Genomic DNA, 18,928 nt, shown 5'->3' on the forward strand with positions numbered 1-18,928 from the left:
CTTGAGTCAATGCCAGAAATTAAGTATTAGCCTGAAAAGCCAGAATCCGCTGGCCCATCTCTAAGGCTAAAGCTTCAAGTCCAGATTTTGGTCGGATCATCACTTCAAAATCAATAATCTTCCCTTCATCATTGAACTGAATCATGTCGATTCCTTTAAGTTTTTTATCGCCGACATTGGCTGAAAACTCAAGTACAACATTGTTACCATCCTCACTGAGAAACTCTCGATGATAGCGAAAGTTTTCAAAGACCTGTATGACGTTGGTCAAAATAAAAAACACCACCTGCTTGCCGGAATAAGGTGTAAATGCCACAGGTGAGCGAAATACCACCTCCTCTGCAAGCAGTTCATTCAAGATTGACATATCGCGGCTTTCTAACATTTCATGCCAACGCGTAATAGATTTTTTTATATATTCGGTGCCCATTTTGGCTTCCTTTTTTGTTATTGAAAAATTAGGCTTCCTCTACCTGAAGGAAAAAGAGCTCATACTTCCTTCTATCCAGTGCCTCTTTCCTTTCAAGAGAGGATTCAGGGAGAGAATTGTTTCCAGCCCCATCCCTGAATATTAGCTAAGGCCCCCTCCCAACTGCTTATTGGTAAAAGGGGGGGATTTCTTGCCCTTTAAAAGAGGGCTGGAAGGCAATTAAATCGCCGCAGCCAGTTCGGCACCCTGACGGATAGCACGCTTGGCATCCAGTTCACCAGCCTCTTTGGCTCCTCCAATCAGATGCACATTTTTGCCTGCAGCTTTCAGTTCATCAAACATAGCGGTATATGATTCCTGACCTGCACAAATTACCACATGATCCACTTCCAGCAGCATAGGTTTGTCATTGACCGTGATATGCAGTCCCTGATCATCAATCTGGTTATAGCTGGCGCCCGCGATCATTTTTACATCACGATGTTTTAAGCCGGTGCGGTGAATCCAGCCGGTAGTTTTACCCAGACCTGCACCAACTGAAACGGCTTTACGCTGTAATAAATAAATATCACGATTTGATTTTTCCAGTTCTGGCGCTTTCAGGCCGCCTACCTGGTTATATTCGGTATCAATCCCCCATTCATCATAGAATTTTTGCGGGTTAACACTGCCGCTTTCACCTTCGTGACTCAAGTATTCTGCGGTATCGAAGCCAATTCCTCCGGCACCGATAATCGCGACCCGCTGACCTACCGGCTTACGCTCTTTCAGCACGTCCAGATAAGACAGTACTTTAGGATGGTCAATACCCGGAATTGACAACTGGCGTGGTGTTACTCCAGTTGCCACTACAATGTCATCAAAACTTGAGCTGACAAGCTCTTCAAAACTGGCGGTATGATTCAGCTTTAATTTAATACGCGGCTGAAGTTCAATCTGACGTTTGAAATAACGTAAGGTTTCATAGAATTCTTCCTTGCCCGGAATGGTTTTGGCTATATTAAACTGTCCACCAATCTGCGCCGCCGCCTCAAATATGGTCACGTTATGCCCACGATTGGCAGCATAGACTGCGAAACTCAGACCGGCCGGGCCAGCGCCAATTACGGCAATATTTTTTGCATCATTGACTTCTTTAAAAATTAATTCAGTTTCATAGCAAGCTCGCGGATTGACCAGACAGGTGGCAACCTTCATCGAGAAAATATGGTCCAGACAAGCCTGATTACAGCCGATACAGGTATTAATTTCATCACTGCGCCCCTGCTCAGCCTTGAGGACAAACTCAGAGTCAGCCAGCATCGGACGTGCCATAGAAATCATGTCGGCATCACCCGAGGCCAGTACATATTCAGCCATTTCAGGCGTATTGATCCGGTTAGAGGTGATCAGCGGAATATTAACCAGACCTTTCAGCTTGCGCGTTACCCAAGTAAAGGCTGCTCTTGGCACTTTGGTGGCAATCGTCGGGATACGTGCTTCATGCCAGCCAATTCCGGTATTGATAATCGTTGCACCAGCTTTTTCAATTTCTTTTGCCAGCTGAACCACTTCTTCCAGCGTTGAGCCACCCTCGACCAGGTCCAGCATAGAAAGACGATAAATAATAATAAAGTTCTCACCGACCTTTTCACGGGTACGGCGAACAATCTCGATCGGGAAACGAATGCGGTTTTCATAGCTCCCCCCCCACTCATCATCACGGTGATTGGTACGTGCCGCAATAAACTCATTGATCAGATAGCCTTCTGAACCCATGATTTCTACGCCATCATAACCGGCATACTGAGCCAGTCCGGCGCAGTTAGTAAAATCATCAATGGTTTGCTGCACTTCTGCAGAAGTTAAAGCATGCGGTTTTACCGGATTAATAGGGGCCTGAATAGGTGACGGTGCTACATTTTCAGCCTGGTAGGAATAACGCCCGGTATGCAGAATCTGCATGGCAATCTTACCTCCCGCCTCATGGACGGCCCGGGTAATGACTTTATGCTTTTCTGCTTCTTCAATTGTGTCGAGCTTTGAGCCACCTTGAAAGGTCACACCATGATCATTGGGGGAAATCCCGCCTGTAACGATTAAAGCCACACCACCTTTGGCACGCTCCGCATAAAAGGCTGCCATCCGCTCATAGCCACCTGGTACTTCTTCAAGACCTACGTGCATTGACCCCATCAATACCCGGTTTTTTAAAGTGGTAAAGCCCAAATCCAGTGGGGCAAGTAAGTTGGGATATTTAGACATTTCTACTCCTGAGCGTGCGTTTATGCTGGCTATTGTTTTACAAGCTGACCATTTTCTCCCTCAACCATCAGCTTTAATGCAACTTGTTGCACTATTTTATATGTCAGAATTGATTTTTATGCAACATGTTGCATAATAATCCTGAGTCATTTTTTGAGACGTCTATGTCTTTAGCCCACGTTCTGCTGACCAGCCTGATTGAAAAACCCAGTACCGGTATTGAACTGGCACGCCGTTTTGACCGTTCCATGGGATTTTTCTGGAATGCGACCCATCAGCAAATTTATCGTGAATTAAATGCCATGTTAGGCAAAGGCTGGATTTCCACCCTGAAAGAAGAAAATGCCCAGTCACGTAAAAAAACCTATCAGGTCGAGCGTCTGGGCCGTGAAGAGCTGACCAGCTGGATGCTTGAGCAAAGTCCGCCAGCACAATTGCGTGAAGAATTAATGGTACGTTTACGGGCCGAAGCGCAGCTTGGAGGCAATAGCACCTTGCCTGAACTGGAACGCCACCTGGAATTGCATAAAGAAAAATTAAAGACCTATCAGCAGATTTTTGCCAAGGATTTTGCCCAAGCCGATGAAAATGACCGTACCTTGTATATTCACAAAATGATTCTGCAACTGGGTATTGATCAGGAAACGGGCTGGATTCACTGGTTAGAACAGCTCATTCCGCGTCTCAAACAATTTTAAGGTAATTACAATAAAATACACCCTGGAGTATAGCCATGCCTTTTTATACCATGCCCGATGCTGAACAACTGTTTGTCCGCGAATACGGTCAGGGACAACCGGTGCTGGTATTATCCGGTCTGGGCATGCTGAGCTGGCAATGGGCTGCTTTTCTCTATCCGCATCGAAAAAATTTCCGTTTTATTATTCCTGAATGGCGTGGCTTTGGCGCATCCGGCAACTGCAAAATCCCGTCCGATCTGGATGCCATTTCCAGTCACTGGCAAGATGTACGTTCGGTTCTAGCCCAGTTAAATCTGGACAAACTCATGGTAATTGCTTACTCCATGGGTGCCACGACGGCGATGCATGGCCTGCATTATGATCACTTTGCCCAACATATTTCCGCCTATTTACATATTGATCAGTCCCCTAAAATATCGGTAGACGAGGCTTGGGCATTTGGACTTTTTGGTTCGCGCCATCAAGAATTTATCGGGATTTTGCAGGAGATTTCCCTGCTTCTGGCTCAGCATGTCCATCTTGGCTCCATCCGGAAGCTGGAAAGCTCAGTACGTGCAGCGCTGGCTGCTCTATGGCTGCGCTTTATACAACTGCAAAATGGACATAAGCTCAGCTTAAAATCCTGTGAATTCATTCTGAATCAGCCGCGTTTGCAGGGTCTACTACTTCCCACTCAGCGCATAGACTATATGCTGTGGTATATCAACAACTATCTATATCACCGGGAAGACTACCGCGCAGCTCTTAGCCAACTCTCTTGTCCGGTGACCTTCTTTAGCGGCGTTCAGTCCAGACTCTATCCCTTTGAAGGTCAACGTTTGATTGCAGAAAGCCTGCCACAGGCCAAACAGGTACTATTTAACAAATCTGGTCATGCTCCTTTATTGACTGAACCGGTCAAATTTGCCAAAGAGCTGGCCAGATTTCTGAAAGAACATCACCCAGCACCCTCGACAGTAAACTCGTTCAGAACAGCAATTTAACCCAGGAGAATGGCGATGAAAAGACTGGTGGTCTTTTCCGGTGCAGGCATAAGCGCCGAAAGTGGAATCAATACTTTTCGTGACAGTGATGGGCTTTGGGAACAATATCGCATTGAAGAGGTCGCCACTCCTGAGGCCTGGGCTAAAAACCCAGAGTTGGTACAACGTTTTTATAATGCACGGCGCAAAAACATTCTGGAGGCACAGCCCAATATTGCCCACCAGCACATTGCGCGCTTAGAAAAAAATTATGATGTCTACGTCATCACCCAGAATATTGATGACTTACATGAACGTGCGGGCAGCTCCAAAGTCATCCATTTACATGGCAACATCCGGCTGGCCAAAAGCTCTGGTCCGGACGCAGAAAATACCCGGGAATTCTATTCCGTGGAAGGCGCCGAGCTGGATCTGAACAAGCATTTTTGCAGGCAAGGTTATCCATTACGCCCGCATGTGGTCTGGTTTGGCGAAGCGGTGCCGGCTTATACAGATGCCCAGCTGTGTGTCGCAGATGCAGATATTTTTATCGTGATTGGTACCAGCTTACAGGTCTACCCAGTGGCCGGGTTAATTCATGACATTCCTGCCAGTTGCACTGCCTACTATATTGATCCCAAAGCAGAGCAACAGCATCTTCCTGCCCAGTTTCAGAAAATTGCCAAGACGGCAACCGAAGGCCTGTCGATTTTAGTGAAGCAGTTGCAGTCCTGAATATCAAACGGTACATAGTTGGTTATTGATATAATCATCAAAACAGTCTCTTGGTTTTTAACCCGCCGTTATTAGCTTATATTCCGACCCAACTTATGGCATTTTTGGATAAATATTTTTTAGATGCAGGTTCGATAACAAGCTCTTTTTATATAGCAAACAATATGTTAAACAATTAATTATTTAAAAAATTTTAGTTATATTCTGCTACACCCAACTACATTTATAAGCATCAATAAGGATAAATGTATCATCCCGTTTTTATGATACATGTGGCTTATCTAAGAGTGATAAATGAAAAATTAGTGGTAGTTGCTTATACGGAACGGTTAAATTCTTCATCAATAAAAACAGTTATATGAGGTATCTCTGTCATTGCAGCTGATGTCGTAAAGAGGGGTACTGGAGCAGATTCATCTACTTTGCTGAATGAAAGATTATTTGATTGGATTTCTGGTATAGATTCTATTGGAATATTTAGACAAGACTCAGGTTTTACTTCTTGCTTTTGTACAAGCTATGGTTCTCCAATTCCTAAAAAGTTAGAAATAACTCGTTCATATGGATTCCACTTGGATGATTAAAAGAAATGCCAGTAATTAAGAAAAGATGGGCCTTCTGTCTTCATTTAAAGAGTAATTAGTCATCTGGAATACAGTTAGATCAGACCTCCTTAGAGTGACCCAGTTGGAATGGGCTAGCAGTTTATTTTGATTAATCTAATTTAATAGTTTCTAAAATGAACCCAATACCCTCTATAAAAGCCCTTTAAGAACAAGAGGATTAATATTTTCAAAAAACCTATTCATGCCGAATGGGCTTTTCCTATGAGCAACGATGAATCGCGTCATGTTGAATAATTGCCTTTGTCCAAATTTTTTAATCAGCTGCAATTGACACTATGCAACAATCAGACTTTAATCAGCATATTGTTGCATATATGGAATCAAAGAAAATGCTGACGGATCTGGATGACTTTTATTGCTTTGCCCAAGTGGTCGAATATGGCGGCTTCAGTGCTGCTGAACGTGCTACGAATATTCCCAAGTCCAAACTAAGTCGACGCGTTTATAATCTGGAAGAACGTTTGGGCGTCCGTCTGATTCAACGTAGTTCACGCCATTTTGCCGTGACCGACATCGGCATGAATATCTACCGGCATGCCCAGGTCATGCTAAATGCCGCTCAGGCTGCGCACGACCTGGTGGATCATTTAAGTACCGAACCACGTGGCGTAATTAAAGTCAGTCTGCCAGTTTCAATGGCTCAAAATGAAATGGCTAAAATCCTTCCAGACTTTCTTAAAAAATATCCAGAAATCAAGATTCAGATGCTGGTGACCAATCGTCGTGTCGATATTATCAATGAAGGATTTGATCTGGCCTTAAGGGTTCGATCCAGTCTGAATGATGATCCAAATCTGGTGATTCGCCAGCTTGCTAAACTGGAGCAGCATCTGTTTGCAAGTCAAGGCTATCTAAATCAATTCGGTGATCTTAAAAGCCCTGAGCAACTGGCCGACCACAAAATTCTCAGTATGGTTGAAGAACACAGTGAGCAATTTCTGGTCTTGCAAAATGGCCAGCAGCAAAAGAAAATCCAGGTTAGCCCAACCGTATGTGGTTCAGATCTGAACATATTGACCCAACTGGCCGCCTCGGGATGTGGCGTGGCCTTATTGCCGGATCACGTCGTCGAACACTACCTACAACGTGGTGAGCTGGTACAGATCTTACCTGAATGGAAAGCAGCCCACGGGATTTCCCATGTGGTTTATCCATCACGTCGCGGCCTGTTGCCTGCAGTACGGGTATTTATTGACTATCTGGTAGAGCAACTACAACAGGATTAAAGTTGAGATAAAGAGACTTTGAAAGAATTTTCGCTCACATAAAAAAAGCTCATTTTCATTAGAAAATGAGCTGGAAACTACAGGACAGCACTTGAGTGAAAAGAGGAAACATCTAGGCTAAACAAGATGAATATAAGCTCTGTCAAAGCTCGAAACCACTTCTTGCTGTAGTCTTTTGTAGGCTTTCGTCCACAGAATACCGGCTAATGTAAGTTATGTGAGCCGGTGTAATGGGTTACTGTATTTTCATTGGCTATAGCAGAATTTAAATTTCCGGATATTCCCCAGTGCCTTCAGGCCATGGCGATAACAGTTCAAAGCCTGTTTCAGTCACAGCAACCATATGTTCCCATTGCGCAGACCAGGATTTGTCTGCGGTGACTACCGTCCAGCCATCTTTAAGTTCTTTGACTCGTGCTTTGCCCATATTCACCATCGGCTCAATCGTAAAGACCATACCCGGCACCAGCTTAATGCCCTGCCCCGGTTGTCCATAATGGAGAATATTCGGCTGTTCATGATACACCTTGCCAATTCCATGACCACAATATTCTCTGACGATGCTATACCCCTCCCGTGTTGCCACAGTCTGAATGGCATAGCCAATATCGCCCAGTGTTGCCCCCGGTTTCACGGCATGAATACCGGCCACCATCGCCTCATAAGTCGTATTAACCAGACGCTTCGCTTCAGCTGATGGCGTACCGACATAATACATACGGCTGGTATCACCAAAATAACCATCTTTAATAATAGCGACATCAATATTAATAATATCGCCGTCTTGCAAGATGGTTTTGGCAGAAGGAATACCATGACACACCACTTCATTTGGAGAAATACAGGTGGTTTTGGTATAGCCATAATAGCCAATATTGGCAGGTGTCACTTTCAAAGTATTGACAATAAAATCATGGCACAGATCATCCAGATATTCAGTGCTCACCCCTGCTTTCACGTGCGCTCCAATCATCGCCAGAACCTGCGCGGCCAAGCGCCCGGATATGCGCAGTTTTTCAATATCCTGCTCGGTTTTAAGACTAATGGCTGGCGCTCGCATCAATTTATCCTCAATCTGAATCACCCAATTATAGTCCTTTTTAGCTGAGAATGCCGAGGTTCTTGGGCTAGACAGGCATTTAACGCTAGGCAAAACAATTTTTTAATGCTGACTATTTATACAAACAATAAAGTTTTCAATTTATTGTAAATTCTGAATAATTTGTCAGAAAAATATAGATTTTACTTTTCTTTAAAAATATCAATAACATATCTCCACCAAATTTAGAATATCTGTTGACTCACTTAGCAAGAGCAATACGATCAGCGCCTTTCCAGCTAAAATAAACTCCAAAAACCCGTACAGATATTCTAAAATCTATTTTTCATTTTACTACTCTCCCTTTATGACAAGTCTCCGTACTCGGGATATTGTTGCCTTGGGTTTTATGACCTTTGCACTATTTATTGGTGCAGGTAACATTATCTTTCCACCGATTGTGGCGCAACAGGCCGGTGAACACGTATGGTTAGCTGCTTTCGGTTTTCTGATTACTGCTGTCGGCTTACCAGTTATCACTATTGTTGCATTATCTCGTGTTGAAGGTTCTATCCAGATTTTAAGCTCGCCTTTGGGCAAAGCCGCCAGTATTTTGCTGACTGTGATCTGTTATCTGGCCGTCGGTCCTTTATTTGCAACTCCGCGTACCGCCACCGTTTCTTATGAAATCGGGTTTTCTTCCTATTTCGGCAATGAATCCAGTAGCCTGCTAATTTATAGCAGTATCTATTTTGCGGTCGTGATGCTCGTTTCCCTGTATCCGAACAAGATTCTGGATACTGTCGGCTATTTTCTCTCTCCGCTTAAGATTATCTCCCTGATTATCTTAGGAGTGGCCGCTGTCATGATTCCGGCCCAGGCACCACCTGCACCGATCAACAGCTATATTGACAGCCCGGTTTCTGAAGGGATTGTGAATGGTTATCTGACCATGGACACCTTGGGTGCTCTGGTTTTCGGTATTGTGATTGTAAAAGCAATTACATCGCGTGGCGTAACGGACAAGAAGCTGATTACCAAATATGCAGTGAATGCTGCGATTATTTCGGGGATCGGTTTAACTCTGGTTTATCTGAGCCTGTTTAAACTGGGTCTGGGTAGTCATGAAGTTGCTCCGAATGCGGCCAATGGGGCGGTTATTCTGCATGCATATGTGCAATATGCCTTTGGTGACATGGGCGCGTACTTCCTGTCCGGCATGATTTTTATTGCCTGTATGGTGACTGCAATCGGCCTGACCTGTGCCTGTGCAGAGTACTTCTCCAGCCTGACCAAAATTCCGTATAAAGTTCTTGTCCTGATCCTGATTGGTTTTTCGCTGCTGATATCTAACCTCGGTTTAACCAAACTGATTGCAGTTTCAGTCCCGGTATTAAGTGCGATCTATCCACCCGCCATTACAGTTATTATGCTGAGCTTCTTGACAGGCTTCTTTAAGAAACCATCGCATGTCATTGCTCCAGTGACCTTGGTTGCCTTGATCTTTGGTATCTTTGATGGCTTAAAAGTTGCCGGTTTCAGTTTACCTGCTAGCTTAGAGAGCTTGCCACTTTCTGAACAAAATATGGCCTGGTTTATCCCCTCCATGATTGTTCTACTGATTGCAGCTGTGATTGACCGTATTAAAAACTAATCCTTCTAGCATGTTGAGGTCATAAAAAAACGAATTTTTACCCAAAATCCGTTTTTTAGCGTGATCAATAATTGTCAGGTTTTACCCAAACGGACATTTATTGTTTACACCCTGCAAAGTCCTGTTAGCGCACATAAGTCAAAAATTTGATATAAAAATAGCAAAAAACGAATTTTTTACTGGATAGCTTGGCACAATAAGATTTATAATCTGGCTCAAATAAAAATATATTTATGCATTCTAAATACTTAAGGTTTTTGACTTAAACCAAAAGCACCTTCTACTCATACAAACACTTACACAAAATTGATTATTTCTCCATCATTTCAGCGTAAAATTTTTCTCTTTCACCTAAGATGAATCTAAAAAGTTGCAAACTTTTGCAATTGACCGTTCTGGCCTTTGGCATGCAACTATAATTCATTTTAAATCAATTGTTTATGCAGATACTTGACTAAAGTCAAGCTTTTTCACTGTGAAAGCTTTCTGGAACAGTTGCAAAAGCTGAAATTAAACAGTACAACTGTATATTCAATTCTGACTAAGTTACTCTATTTTAGTCATTTAATAAGACCAATAACTATAGGAGAAATGGAGATGTTATCAGTACATTTCAACAAGCAAGTCTTCATTGATGCTCTTAAAACCAATACCGACTTGGTGACCTTTTTAAGCACTAGCATCGCGCTCATGCTGACTTTATTTGTTCATTGTTTAATTCAAGGCAATTTAAAACTTGAATATTTCGGTTATGCGATGATTGTCTCGATGGTCTTTTTCCTCTGGGCCCTCGTTGACCAGAAATACCGCTAATCACTTCCTCAATTTTTAGATTGCCCCAGATGGATGAGCTGACCCCTCATCCATCTGGACAGAAAAAAGTAATAATGCATTCAAAATAATAAAAGATAGAACCTAAAACAACCCTAAAACTGCACCATACAGCAAGATTCCTGTCCCTCCTACTTCTGCAATAATTAGTCCTAGCATCGCACCTGTCATCAAAATTCCAGGGAAATTCCACCTGCCCAATTGATGCGGTGTCTTAAACTGATTCGTGGTATCTCTCAAATAGCCGTGCAGAATATAGGCCCCGATTGAAAAGCTGAAAAAGACTATATTCACGATGACACAGATCAAGTTAAGCGCTGCGGAAAATGCCGATACATGAGCGAGTACCGCCAAAATCAAGGATGCAGGTGCATAGAGCAAACTACTGCGATGTGCAATATCGACATAATAATGCGCCCGAGATTGTGCAGAGTTCCGGATCTGCCAATATTTCCACACGCCGGTCAGCATGCCCACCCATAAGAAAATTCCACTAAAAATAATGGCAATTTTGACTGCCAGATCAAGTGCTGCTACTTCCATAGTTTTATTCCCTGTCGTCATTCTACTGACTTTTTAGTCATTATTTGAGCGAGTTTCTTTTTAGAACTGGTGTACATTAAATCAATCATTCTGATTTAAAAATATAGTGTAGCTTATGTCTAAATTTGAAACATTGACCCTAAACTGCCAAGATGGCTACCAATTAAGCGCATGTTTTTATGAAGCATCTGCATCTAAACAACAACCCTATCCCATTTTAATCTGTCCGGCGACGGGAATTACCAAACAGTTTTATCATCGTTTTAGCTGCTGGCTACAGGCGCAAGGCTATGCCGTCTTGGTCTTTGACTTTCGGGGAATTGGTCAGTCTCTATATGGACCTTTAAAACAGTCGACAGCCAGCATCGTGCAATGGGGACAGCAGGATATTCCTGCGGCAATTGATGCTCTTTTAGATAAAACTAAGGCTGAACAGCTCATCTTGCTGGGTCATAGTGCAGGTGGACAGCTACTCGGCCTTGTGCCAAACCATGCAAAAGTGGCTAAGGTAATTGCCATTTCTGGCTCCACCGGCCATATCAAAGGCTTAAAAGGGCGAACCAAATTACTGGCACCTCTCATGTTTGATGTGATTTTTCCCTTATCACGCTTCACTCTTGGCTATGGACCAACCCGTGCCATTGGGATGGGAGAAAACCTGCCCAAAGATGTAGCACGTGAATGGGCACAATTTTGCAGCAAGCCAGGTTATGTAATCAATGCCATCGGTAAAACCGTGACCCGACAGCAGGATTATCATGTGCAAATTGAGTGTCCTATTACGGCCATCTGGTCTACAGATGATGAAATTGCCACTGAAGCCAATGTCAAAGACCTGTTACGCCTGTATCCAAATGCTGCAACAAAAGCCATTGAGTTGAATCCTTCCACTCTAGGACACAAGGCGATTGGGCATATGTCAATGTTCAAATCTTCACATGAAAACTTATGGCCTATTATTGAAAAAGAAATTGCAGCTTAGGCTATTTTTAGCTCAACAATTCAAGTAAGCCTCGGCCCTTTAATAGAAGCTCGACTTTAAACTGTTCGAAAGGTCTACTACAAAGCCAAAACTTTAAAGTAGACCCTCTTTTTTATATCCTGCTATTTTAGGCAAGCACTGTTTGAGAGAATCACTGCAAGATTAACCATGACATCCGATTTGTTAAATAAGATAAAAGCTGCATTTACTATTGCTGTCACTAAGCCTTAATGCAAAGTGGTATTTTTCAATTTTTTGGTATGATCTTTTTTTAAGCTTGACTACTTTTAGTGCAAGCGCACACTGATATACACAATGTATGTTCACTTCCTGGTTATCAATGGTATAACTTATTTATATGTTTTAATTTGCTTTCTTTCAACATGACTGATAATGACTACGTATTGGATCGCATTGATCGCAAAATTCTTCGAGAACTTCGCAAGGATGGTCGCCTAAGTGTGACCGAACTGGCGGAGAAAGTAAGCCTGTCCACATCTCCCTGCTGGACGCGCTTAAAACGCCTGGAAAATAATAATATTATTGAGGGTTATACTGCCAATATTAATGCCAAAGCCTTAGGGATTAATGAGCTATTCTTTATTGAAATCACGCTTGAACGTCATGATGATGAAATTTTAAATGAGTTCAGTGAAGCCTTGGCCAATATGCCTGAAGTGGTGGAAGCTCATCTGGTCACGGGTGATTATGATTATCTGGTCAAAGTCGCAGTGAAAAACTCTGAACACTACGAACGTTTTTTGCGTAAAAACCTATATTCCATGAAGGGAATTCGTCACACCCGTTCGATTTTTGCCCTGCGTCCTTTAAAGCTGGCCAATAATACGGATTTGTTGATGATTGAATAATCTGAAAAGAAGGATCAGTTATCTCACACAAGCGGATCTATTTATGTTTTAATACGCTCAGTATGAGATGAGCCTTATATGAGTATAACGTGAGTTATACGACTAGCCCCTAACCATGGGGCTTTTTATTGTCTGTCATTTAAGAAGAATCACTTAGACTCAATATCATATACCCAGTTTTTCGCTTGTTGGTCTGTGATAGTTTCACAAACATAATACTCATGATCCCAAGCATCTTGATGGAAGATTTCTTTTTTATGGTAAGTTACTTGTTTACCATTTTCTACGCAGACGAAACTGTCACCTTGCTCTTTGACTTGAGTTCCGTTAAGGAAGCGGGATTGTTTGGGCATTGCTATAACAACTTTTAAACCATTTTTCAATATGAGAATTAAACGATTTATTAAAATGACTGTAAAGCTTGTTCTTCAACATACCTATAGAAAAAAAATTAGCCTAATGACATTCATTATAACAACATAAGTATCTATTCATCATTACGCAATTCAGCACATTCAAAAATATTGAAATTTTGCCAAAATAATTCGAATCGAACACCCATCTTATTTATTTTTTTACACCACTCAATTTCTAAATCGCTTGGTTTTCTATTTAGCACGATATTTAAATAATTAAATTTTTTTCTATTAGGATAATAATTATACTCTAATAGCTGACCTAAAGCCTCCCTAATACTATGTCTCACATAAGGTGTATTAACTACTTTTAATTCAAACATATAGGTACTATCATCTCGTTTTGCGGTCAAGTCAATAGCATTTTTTTCTTGTTCAATATCAATAAAACCCTTATCCAAAAGGTATTTTTTTAAATCATTAGATAATTTGTTATGTAATGGTTTAATTAATTTTTCATCATTATTAGCACTTCTAATATATGATATTTCATTAAGATTTCTATCATCGTCTAAAGCTAAATTAGCTAGACTTAAATCATCAAAAATACTACTTAATTTTTTTAATTTATTTTTTCCTGTTATATTTTCAGCAGTTGTATAATGATAATTCAAGCGTTCTTTAACCAACTTACTCATCAAAATTGGTTTATCCAGCAAAATTATTTTTTGTGGACAGATTGATATATTCAAAGGAAAGATAAATTTTTCCTCTTTTGTTTCTCCTAAAATATAATTATTAACCAATCTTTTATTTATGCCTAAATTTATCAGCTCTTGTTTTCTTCTAATAAATATCTCGGATTTTTTAAATTTTTTTTCTAAAGTTACACGCTGCTTTTCACTTAAAAATTTCGCCTCCTTATAAAGTCCAATCAACCAATCTCTTCCATCATTATCTTTACTGAAAAAAAAGATATTAAATTTTTTACCTTCAAAATTCTTCGGTGTTTGATACATATATCCATAGCAAAGACCCTCTATTAAATCATTAGTATTAAAATTCCATTCTTCATATCCAAAGCCATGTGTTCCTGCAAATCCTTTATCTACATCTATTGTTTTTCCTGCTGGATATTGATAACCATTCGAATTCCAGCATAACCTTTGCAATAAGTATTCCATTTTATTCTCAAAAAATAAGGGCTGATTACTCAGCCCTTATTTTAAACTACTTTTTGATCAATTAAGCCAATTGAGCAGCAGCAATTTTTTTAGTGTCTACGTTTTTCGCAGCATCTGTATACTCGCTCATCTTGTCGAAGTTCAAGTATTGATAGATGTCAGCAGACATGCTGTCAATTTGAGCTGCGTACTGTTGGTATTCTTCTGGAGAAGGTAATTTACCCAATACAGCAGCAACAGCAGCAAGTTCAGCAGAAGCCAAGTAAACGTTCGCACCTTGACCTAAACGGTTCGGGAAGTTACGGGTAGAAGTCGACACACAAGTGGTGTTCGGCGCTACACGTGCCTGGTTACCCATACACAGTGAACAACCTGGCATTTCTGTACGAGCGCCAGCTTTACCATAAGTGTTATAGAAACCTTCTTCCATCAACTGGTGTTCATCCATACGAGTTGGAGGAGCTAACCATAGACGAGTAGACAAAGAACCACCTGGTACTTTTTCTAGAAGCTTACCAGCTGCACGGAAGTGACCGATGTTTGTCATACAAGAACCGATGAACACTTCATCAATTTTGTCGCCTTGAACGTCAGAAAGAAGTTTTGCATCATCTGGATCGTTCGGGCAGCAAAGGATAGGTTCTTTGATGTCAGCAAGGTCGATTTCATACACTTTCGTGTATTCAGCATCAGCGTCAGCTTTAAGAAGTGATGGGTTCGCCAACCATTTTTCCATGTTCTCAACACGACGAGCCATAGTACGCGCATCGCCATAACCTTGAGAAATCATCCACTTCAGCATAGTGATGTTTGAGCGCAGGTATTCAGCAACTTTCTCTTCAGAAAGAGTGATAGAACAGCCCGCTGCTGAACGTTCAGCAGAAGCATCAGAAAGTTCGAATGCCTGCTCAACAGTCAGGTCAGTTTCCATTTCTGTTAGGTCGATCTCAAGGATACGGCCAGAGAAGATGTTCTTCTTACCTTTCTTCTCTACAGTCAGGTCACCTTCTTTAATTGCATAGTAAGGAATTGCATGTACCAGGTCACGTAGCGTGATACCAGGTTGCATTTTACCTTTGAATTTCACCAGTACAGATTCAGGCATATCTAGTGGCATAACACCAGTTGCAGCAGCAAACGCTACAAGACCAGAACCTGCCGGGAATGAAATACCGATTGGGAAACGAGTATGCGAGTCACCACCAGTACCTACTGTATCTGGAAGAAGCATACGGTTTAACCACGAGTGGATAATACCATCGCCTGGACGTAAAGATACACCACCACGATTCATGATGAAATCAGGAAGCGTGTGTTGCATTTGAACGTCAACTGGTTTCGGATATGCAGCTGTGTGACAGAAAGATTGCATTACCAGGTCAGCAGAGAAACCTAAGCAAGCCAAGTCTTTCAATTCATCACGAGTCATCGGACCTGTAGTATCTTGCGAACCAACAGTTGTCATACGTGGTTCACAGTAAGTACCTGGACGAACACCCTGACCTTCAGGAAGACCACAAGCGCGACCTACCATTTTTTGAGCTTGAGTGAAGCCTTTACCTGTATTCTCAGGCTGAACTGGAGTACGGAATAAAGTAGATGGAGCAAGACCTAACTCTTCACGTGCTTTAGTCGTTAAACCACGACCAATAATCAGGTTAATACGACCACCAGCACGTACTTCATCTAGAAGTACTGGAGTTTTCAGTTCAGCTTCAGCGATTTGTGCGCCATCTTTGAACGCTGTTACTTTTGCAGCAGCATGATCAATTTTCAGAGTGATTTCATCACCCATGTTCATGTTAGAAACATCGATCTCAACTGGTAATGCACCCGCATCTTCCATCGTGTTGAAGAAAATCGGAGCAATTTTACCACCTAAGCAGTAACCACCGTCTTTTTTGTTCGGGATATGAGCAATCTCGTCACCGAAGAACCAAAGAACCGAGTTCGTTGCAGATTTACGAGATGAACCTGTACCAACAACGTCACCCACGTAAGCAACTTGGTTGCCTTTCGCGATAAGTTCTTTAATTTGACTTAATGGACCAACTTCACCAGGTTTTTCAGGGTTGATGCCATCACGTTCGTTTTTCAGCATTGCATTTGCGTGCAATGGAATGTCTGGACGGCTCCAAGCATCTTGAGCTGGAGACAGGTCATCCGTGTTGGTTTCGCCAGTTACTTTGAAAACGGTTAGTTTAATTTCTTCAGGAACGTCTTTACGGCTAGTGAACCATTCAGCGTCAGCCCAAGATTGAAGAACTGCTTTCGCGTTTGCATTGCCCGCTTTTGCTTTGTCAGCAACGTCATGGAACGCATCAAATACTAGCAGCGTTTTTTTCAGCGCTTCAGCAGCAAGTTCACCTAGAGCAGCGTCATCTAAAAGTTCAACTAAAGGAGCAACGTTATAACCACCAAGCATAGTGCCCAGTAAGTAAACCGCACGTTCTTTAGAAACCAGTGGAGAAGTTGCTTCGCCTTTAGCCACAGCAGCTAAAAATGCAGCTTTAACATAAGCAGCTTGGTCAACACCCGCTGGAACACGGTTTTCAAGCAAATCAACTAAGAATGCTTCTTCGCCAGCTGGTGGATTTTTGAATAATTCAACTAATGCAGCAGTTTGAGTATCATCAAGTGGCTTCGGTGGGACTCCGAGTGCGGCACGTTCTGCAACGTGTTGGCGGTAAGCTTCTAGCACGGTGTTATTCCTCTTTTTTAAAAAATTATTTATGATTTCCTGCTTATATAAAGCTTCATAAATAATATGGACTCCAAAATTTTACTAAACTTCCAGTTAAAAGTTAATGCAAGTAAAGTGTTTCTTTGTGATGCTCGTTATTTTATAAATAAATGATGCCCATAATGATCATTCAATAATCAAGGGCCATCTGCTTGCATAAATTAACGACGGTTATGAACCCTTTTAACTGAATTTGATGCATAAAAAAGGCAACACTGATGTTGCCTGATTTATATAAAAAAAGATACTCCACCTTAGTGGACTGTGGTTGAGTTTAAATATTGCTGGAATGAATCTCGACAGCCTTCAAACTTAAGAAACCATTGATCTTCACAGGTAGTGCTATGGTTGCTGCTGGCAAAGGAAATGTCCACCTGATACAACTGCTTATCCTGTTCTATAATTCTTTTAAAAACCACCCGGTCACCCACACTCAATACATAGTGACCACCACTAATTATTGCAAAACCATGTTCATCTTCTAACAGCAAATCACAGTGATGCAAATACTTAACGACTTTCATCTTATGTTGCTCCTGAAGTTCTGGAGTTAAATTTATTATTCAATATTCAGATAAGCTTTTCTATATTTTAGATTTAGCAATTGTCACAAATTATATATTTACTTAGGCTATTTAATAGCCATTAAAAACAGGTGGCTGAATTAAGGTTTTACAATTTTATGAGAGCAAACTGACTTCATCAGGAATAAAAAAACCGTTTCTTAGAACGGTTTATAATCTGGCATTTCATCATGCGGTGTAGCAATACACTTTTGCGTAAACTCAGCCCGCACTTTTTCACGTGCCGCAGCTACATCCTGATTAATTTCTTCTTTTGGAAGTGCATAAATTTCATCAATGATGCCCAGGATAAATGTCCGAGTTGTATCATCATCAATCTTGTTAGCATGTTCAATTGCCTTGTCTTTTTCAATCGCGTTCTGACGGTCCAGCATAATGGTACGCGCGGCATTCCCCACACTACGGCAGTAACCTTGCCATTGCTCTTCCGGGGTTAAAGGTTTCTTCTCGGCACAACCCACCAGCGCCACCATAAACGATAAGACCAATAATTTTTTCATGAACTTCTCCTTCCACAAGGCAATATAAAAGATCAGGCAGGATTTGTCATTTAAAATGCAAATCCTGTGCCTTAAGTAGAAGAGTCTAATCCGGTCTTTAACAGGCGAAGCTTCGGAAGAAATTAACCGCAATTCGCCTGTAAAACTTTTTTGCTGGTTGCATCTACAGTTACAGTGATACGTGCGTCATTATAATCCATGGTAACGACATCCCCCGGATGAATAACCCTTACCAGCTGGGCTTGGGTTTTTTGCTTGATCTGTGCTTCGGTCAAATCTGCCTGTCCAACCAAGGCCACAGCCTGTTCAGGTACACATTTGGGCTGACTCATATTGTAATATTCCCATTCTTCAATGACCTGTTGATTTTTTAGATGACAGTAACCAACTTGCCCCTGCGCTTCGGTACGTAATTCCAGTTTTCCACCTTGGTTGACACAATATTGACTTGCCGGATTGACCATGCCTAATACGGGCTTGTGGTCATGATTCTGCGTAACGCTGGTACAGCCGGCGAGCAAAAGGGTGGCCAACATGCCAGATAAACCAGATAAGATTATTTTTTGCATATTCAGCATTCTTCTGAAGTTATTGACGCTTAATTTAGCATATTCACTTCACAGCTCCAGCGATATGCTGAGTCTGATCCTTATATTTATGTACAAGCTGTAGTCTTATCTTTTTTTAAATAACTTTTCTGATTTTAAATAGGTCTTCTA

General features: G+C 41.6%; 18 protein-coding genes. 8 read left to right on the forward strand and 10 right to left on the reverse strand.

From position 1 onward, the window contains the following. Positions 1-19: 19 nt before the first annotated feature. Both E2K52_RS01430 and E2K52_RS01435 read right to left on the reverse strand, forming a co-directional pair. On the reverse strand, positions 20-430 hold the full coding sequence (locus tag E2K52_RS01430; RefSeq protein ID WP_151203225.1) for a nuclear transport factor 2 family protein: 411 nt from the start codon (positions 428-430) through the stop codon (positions 20-22). 219 nt (positions 431-649) lie between these two features. Continuing rightward, positions 650-2,674 (reverse strand): NADPH-dependent 2,4-dienoyl-CoA reductase, encoded by a 2,025-nt coding sequence (locus E2K52_RS01435; protein ID WP_151203226.1) that lies wholly within the window; start codon positions 2,672-2,674, stop codon positions 650-652. Positions 2,675-2,838: 164 nt separating this feature from the next. Here E2K52_RS01435 and E2K52_RS01440 point away from each other — a divergent pair, with 164 nt between their 5' ends. From E2K52_RS01440 to E2K52_RS01455, 4 genes are all read left to right on the forward strand, one after another. After that, entirely contained in the window at positions 2,839-3,372 is a 534-nt protein-coding gene (locus tag E2K52_RS01440) for a PadR family transcriptional regulator (protein ID WP_151203227.1), read from the forward strand. 35 nt (positions 3,373-3,407) lie between these two features. Then, positions 3,408-4,358, forward strand: coding sequence for an alpha/beta fold hydrolase (locus E2K52_RS01445; protein ID WP_151203228.1), 951 nt, complete (start codon positions 3,408-3,410; stop codon positions 4,356-4,358). A gap of 15 nt (positions 4,359-4,373) precedes the next feature. After that, positions 4,374-5,072 carry an SIR2 family NAD-dependent protein deacylase gene (locus E2K52_RS01450; protein ID WP_151203229.1) on the forward strand — a complete coding sequence of 233 codons (699 nt, stop codon included), beginning with the start codon at positions 4,374-4,376 and terminating at the stop codon, positions 5,070-5,072. A gap of 955 nt (positions 5,073-6,027) precedes the next feature. Then, the gene (locus E2K52_RS01455) at positions 6,028-6,924 is read left to right on the forward strand and encodes a LysR substrate-binding domain-containing protein (protein WP_151203266.1); all 897 of its coding nucleotides are present in this window, start codon (positions 6,028-6,030) and stop codon (positions 6,922-6,924) included. Positions 6,925-7,189: 265 nt separating this feature from the next. Here the strand turns inward: E2K52_RS01455 and map are convergent, their stop codons facing one another. Further along, the gene (gene map, locus E2K52_RS01460; protein ID WP_151203230.1) at positions 7,190-7,984 is read right to left on the reverse strand and encodes a type I methionyl aminopeptidase; all 795 of its coding nucleotides are present in this window, start codon (positions 7,982-7,984) and stop codon (positions 7,190-7,192) included. A gap of 346 nt (positions 7,985-8,330) precedes the next feature. Here map and brnQ point away from each other — a divergent pair, with 346 nt between their 5' ends. Both brnQ and E2K52_RS01470 read left to right on the forward strand, forming a co-directional pair. Then, positions 8,331-9,617 carry a branched-chain amino acid transport system II carrier protein gene (gene brnQ / locus E2K52_RS01465; protein WP_151203231.1) on the forward strand — a complete coding sequence of 429 codons (1,287 nt, stop codon included), beginning with the start codon at positions 8,331-8,333 and terminating at the stop codon, positions 9,615-9,617. Between the two features lie 597 nt (positions 9,618-10,214). After that, on the forward strand, positions 10,215-10,430 hold the full coding sequence (locus tag E2K52_RS01470) for a hypothetical protein (protein WP_151203232.1): 216 nt from the start codon (positions 10,215-10,217) through the stop codon (positions 10,428-10,430). A 102-nt stretch (positions 10,431-10,532) separates the two neighbouring features. On the opposite strand, the gene E2K52_RS01475 is transcribed toward E2K52_RS01470, so the two are convergent. Then, the gene (locus E2K52_RS01475; RefSeq protein ID WP_151203233.1) at positions 10,533-10,991 is read right to left on the reverse strand and encodes a hypothetical protein; all 459 of its coding nucleotides are present in this window, start codon (positions 10,989-10,991) and stop codon (positions 10,533-10,535) included. A gap of 115 nt (positions 10,992-11,106) precedes the next feature. On the opposite strand from E2K52_RS01475, the gene E2K52_RS01480 reads away from it, so the two are divergent. Together E2K52_RS01480 and E2K52_RS01485 are read left to right on the forward strand one after the other, a co-directional pair. Beyond that, on the forward strand, positions 11,107-11,973 hold the full coding sequence (locus E2K52_RS01480; protein ID WP_151203234.1) for an alpha/beta fold hydrolase: 867 nt from the start codon (positions 11,107-11,109) through the stop codon (positions 11,971-11,973). Between the two features lie 383 nt (positions 11,974-12,356). After that, positions 12,357-12,842, forward strand: coding sequence for an Lrp/AsnC family transcriptional regulator (locus E2K52_RS01485; protein WP_151203235.1), 486 nt, complete (start codon positions 12,357-12,359; stop codon positions 12,840-12,842). 149 nt (positions 12,843-12,991) lie between these two features. Here the strand turns inward: E2K52_RS01485 and E2K52_RS01490 are convergent, their stop codons facing one another. From E2K52_RS01490 to E2K52_RS01515, 6 genes are all read right to left on the reverse strand, one after another. Beyond that, on the reverse strand, positions 12,992-13,195 hold the full coding sequence (locus E2K52_RS01490) for a hypothetical protein (protein ID WP_151203236.1): 204 nt from the start codon (positions 13,193-13,195) through the stop codon (positions 12,992-12,994). 134 nt (positions 13,196-13,329) lie between these two features. Then, on the reverse strand, positions 13,330-14,382 hold the full coding sequence (locus E2K52_RS01495) for a hypothetical protein (RefSeq protein WP_151203237.1): 1,053 nt from the start codon (positions 14,380-14,382) through the stop codon (positions 13,330-13,332). Between the two features lie 61 nt (positions 14,383-14,443). Next, positions 14,444-17,083: a bifunctional aconitate hydratase 2/2-methylisocitrate dehydratase gene (locus tag E2K52_RS01500; RefSeq protein WP_151203238.1), complete on the reverse strand. Its 2,640-nt coding sequence runs from the start codon at positions 17,081-17,083 to the stop codon at positions 14,444-14,446. 296 nt (positions 17,084-17,379) lie between these two features. Further along, positions 17,380-17,649, reverse strand: coding sequence for a hypothetical protein (locus tag E2K52_RS01505; RefSeq protein ID WP_151203239.1), 270 nt, complete (start codon positions 17,647-17,649; stop codon positions 17,380-17,382). Between the two features lie 200 nt (positions 17,650-17,849). Next, positions 17,850-18,209, reverse strand: a complete 360-nt coding sequence (locus tag E2K52_RS01510) for a hypothetical protein (RefSeq protein ID WP_151203240.1) — start codon at positions 18,207-18,209, stop codon at positions 17,850-17,852. Positions 18,210-18,331: 122 nt separating this feature from the next. Next, a complete protein-coding gene (locus tag E2K52_RS01515; protein ID WP_151203241.1) occupies positions 18,332-18,778 on the reverse strand; it encodes an I78 family peptidase inhibitor in 447 nt (148 codons plus the stop codon). Positions 18,779-18,928: the final 150 nt, after the last annotated feature.

The sequence above is a fragment of the Acinetobacter sp. RF14B genome (assembly GCF_006864105.1).
GTDB lineage: Bacteria > Pseudomonadota > Gammaproteobacteria > Pseudomonadales > Moraxellaceae > Acinetobacter > Acinetobacter lwoffii_C.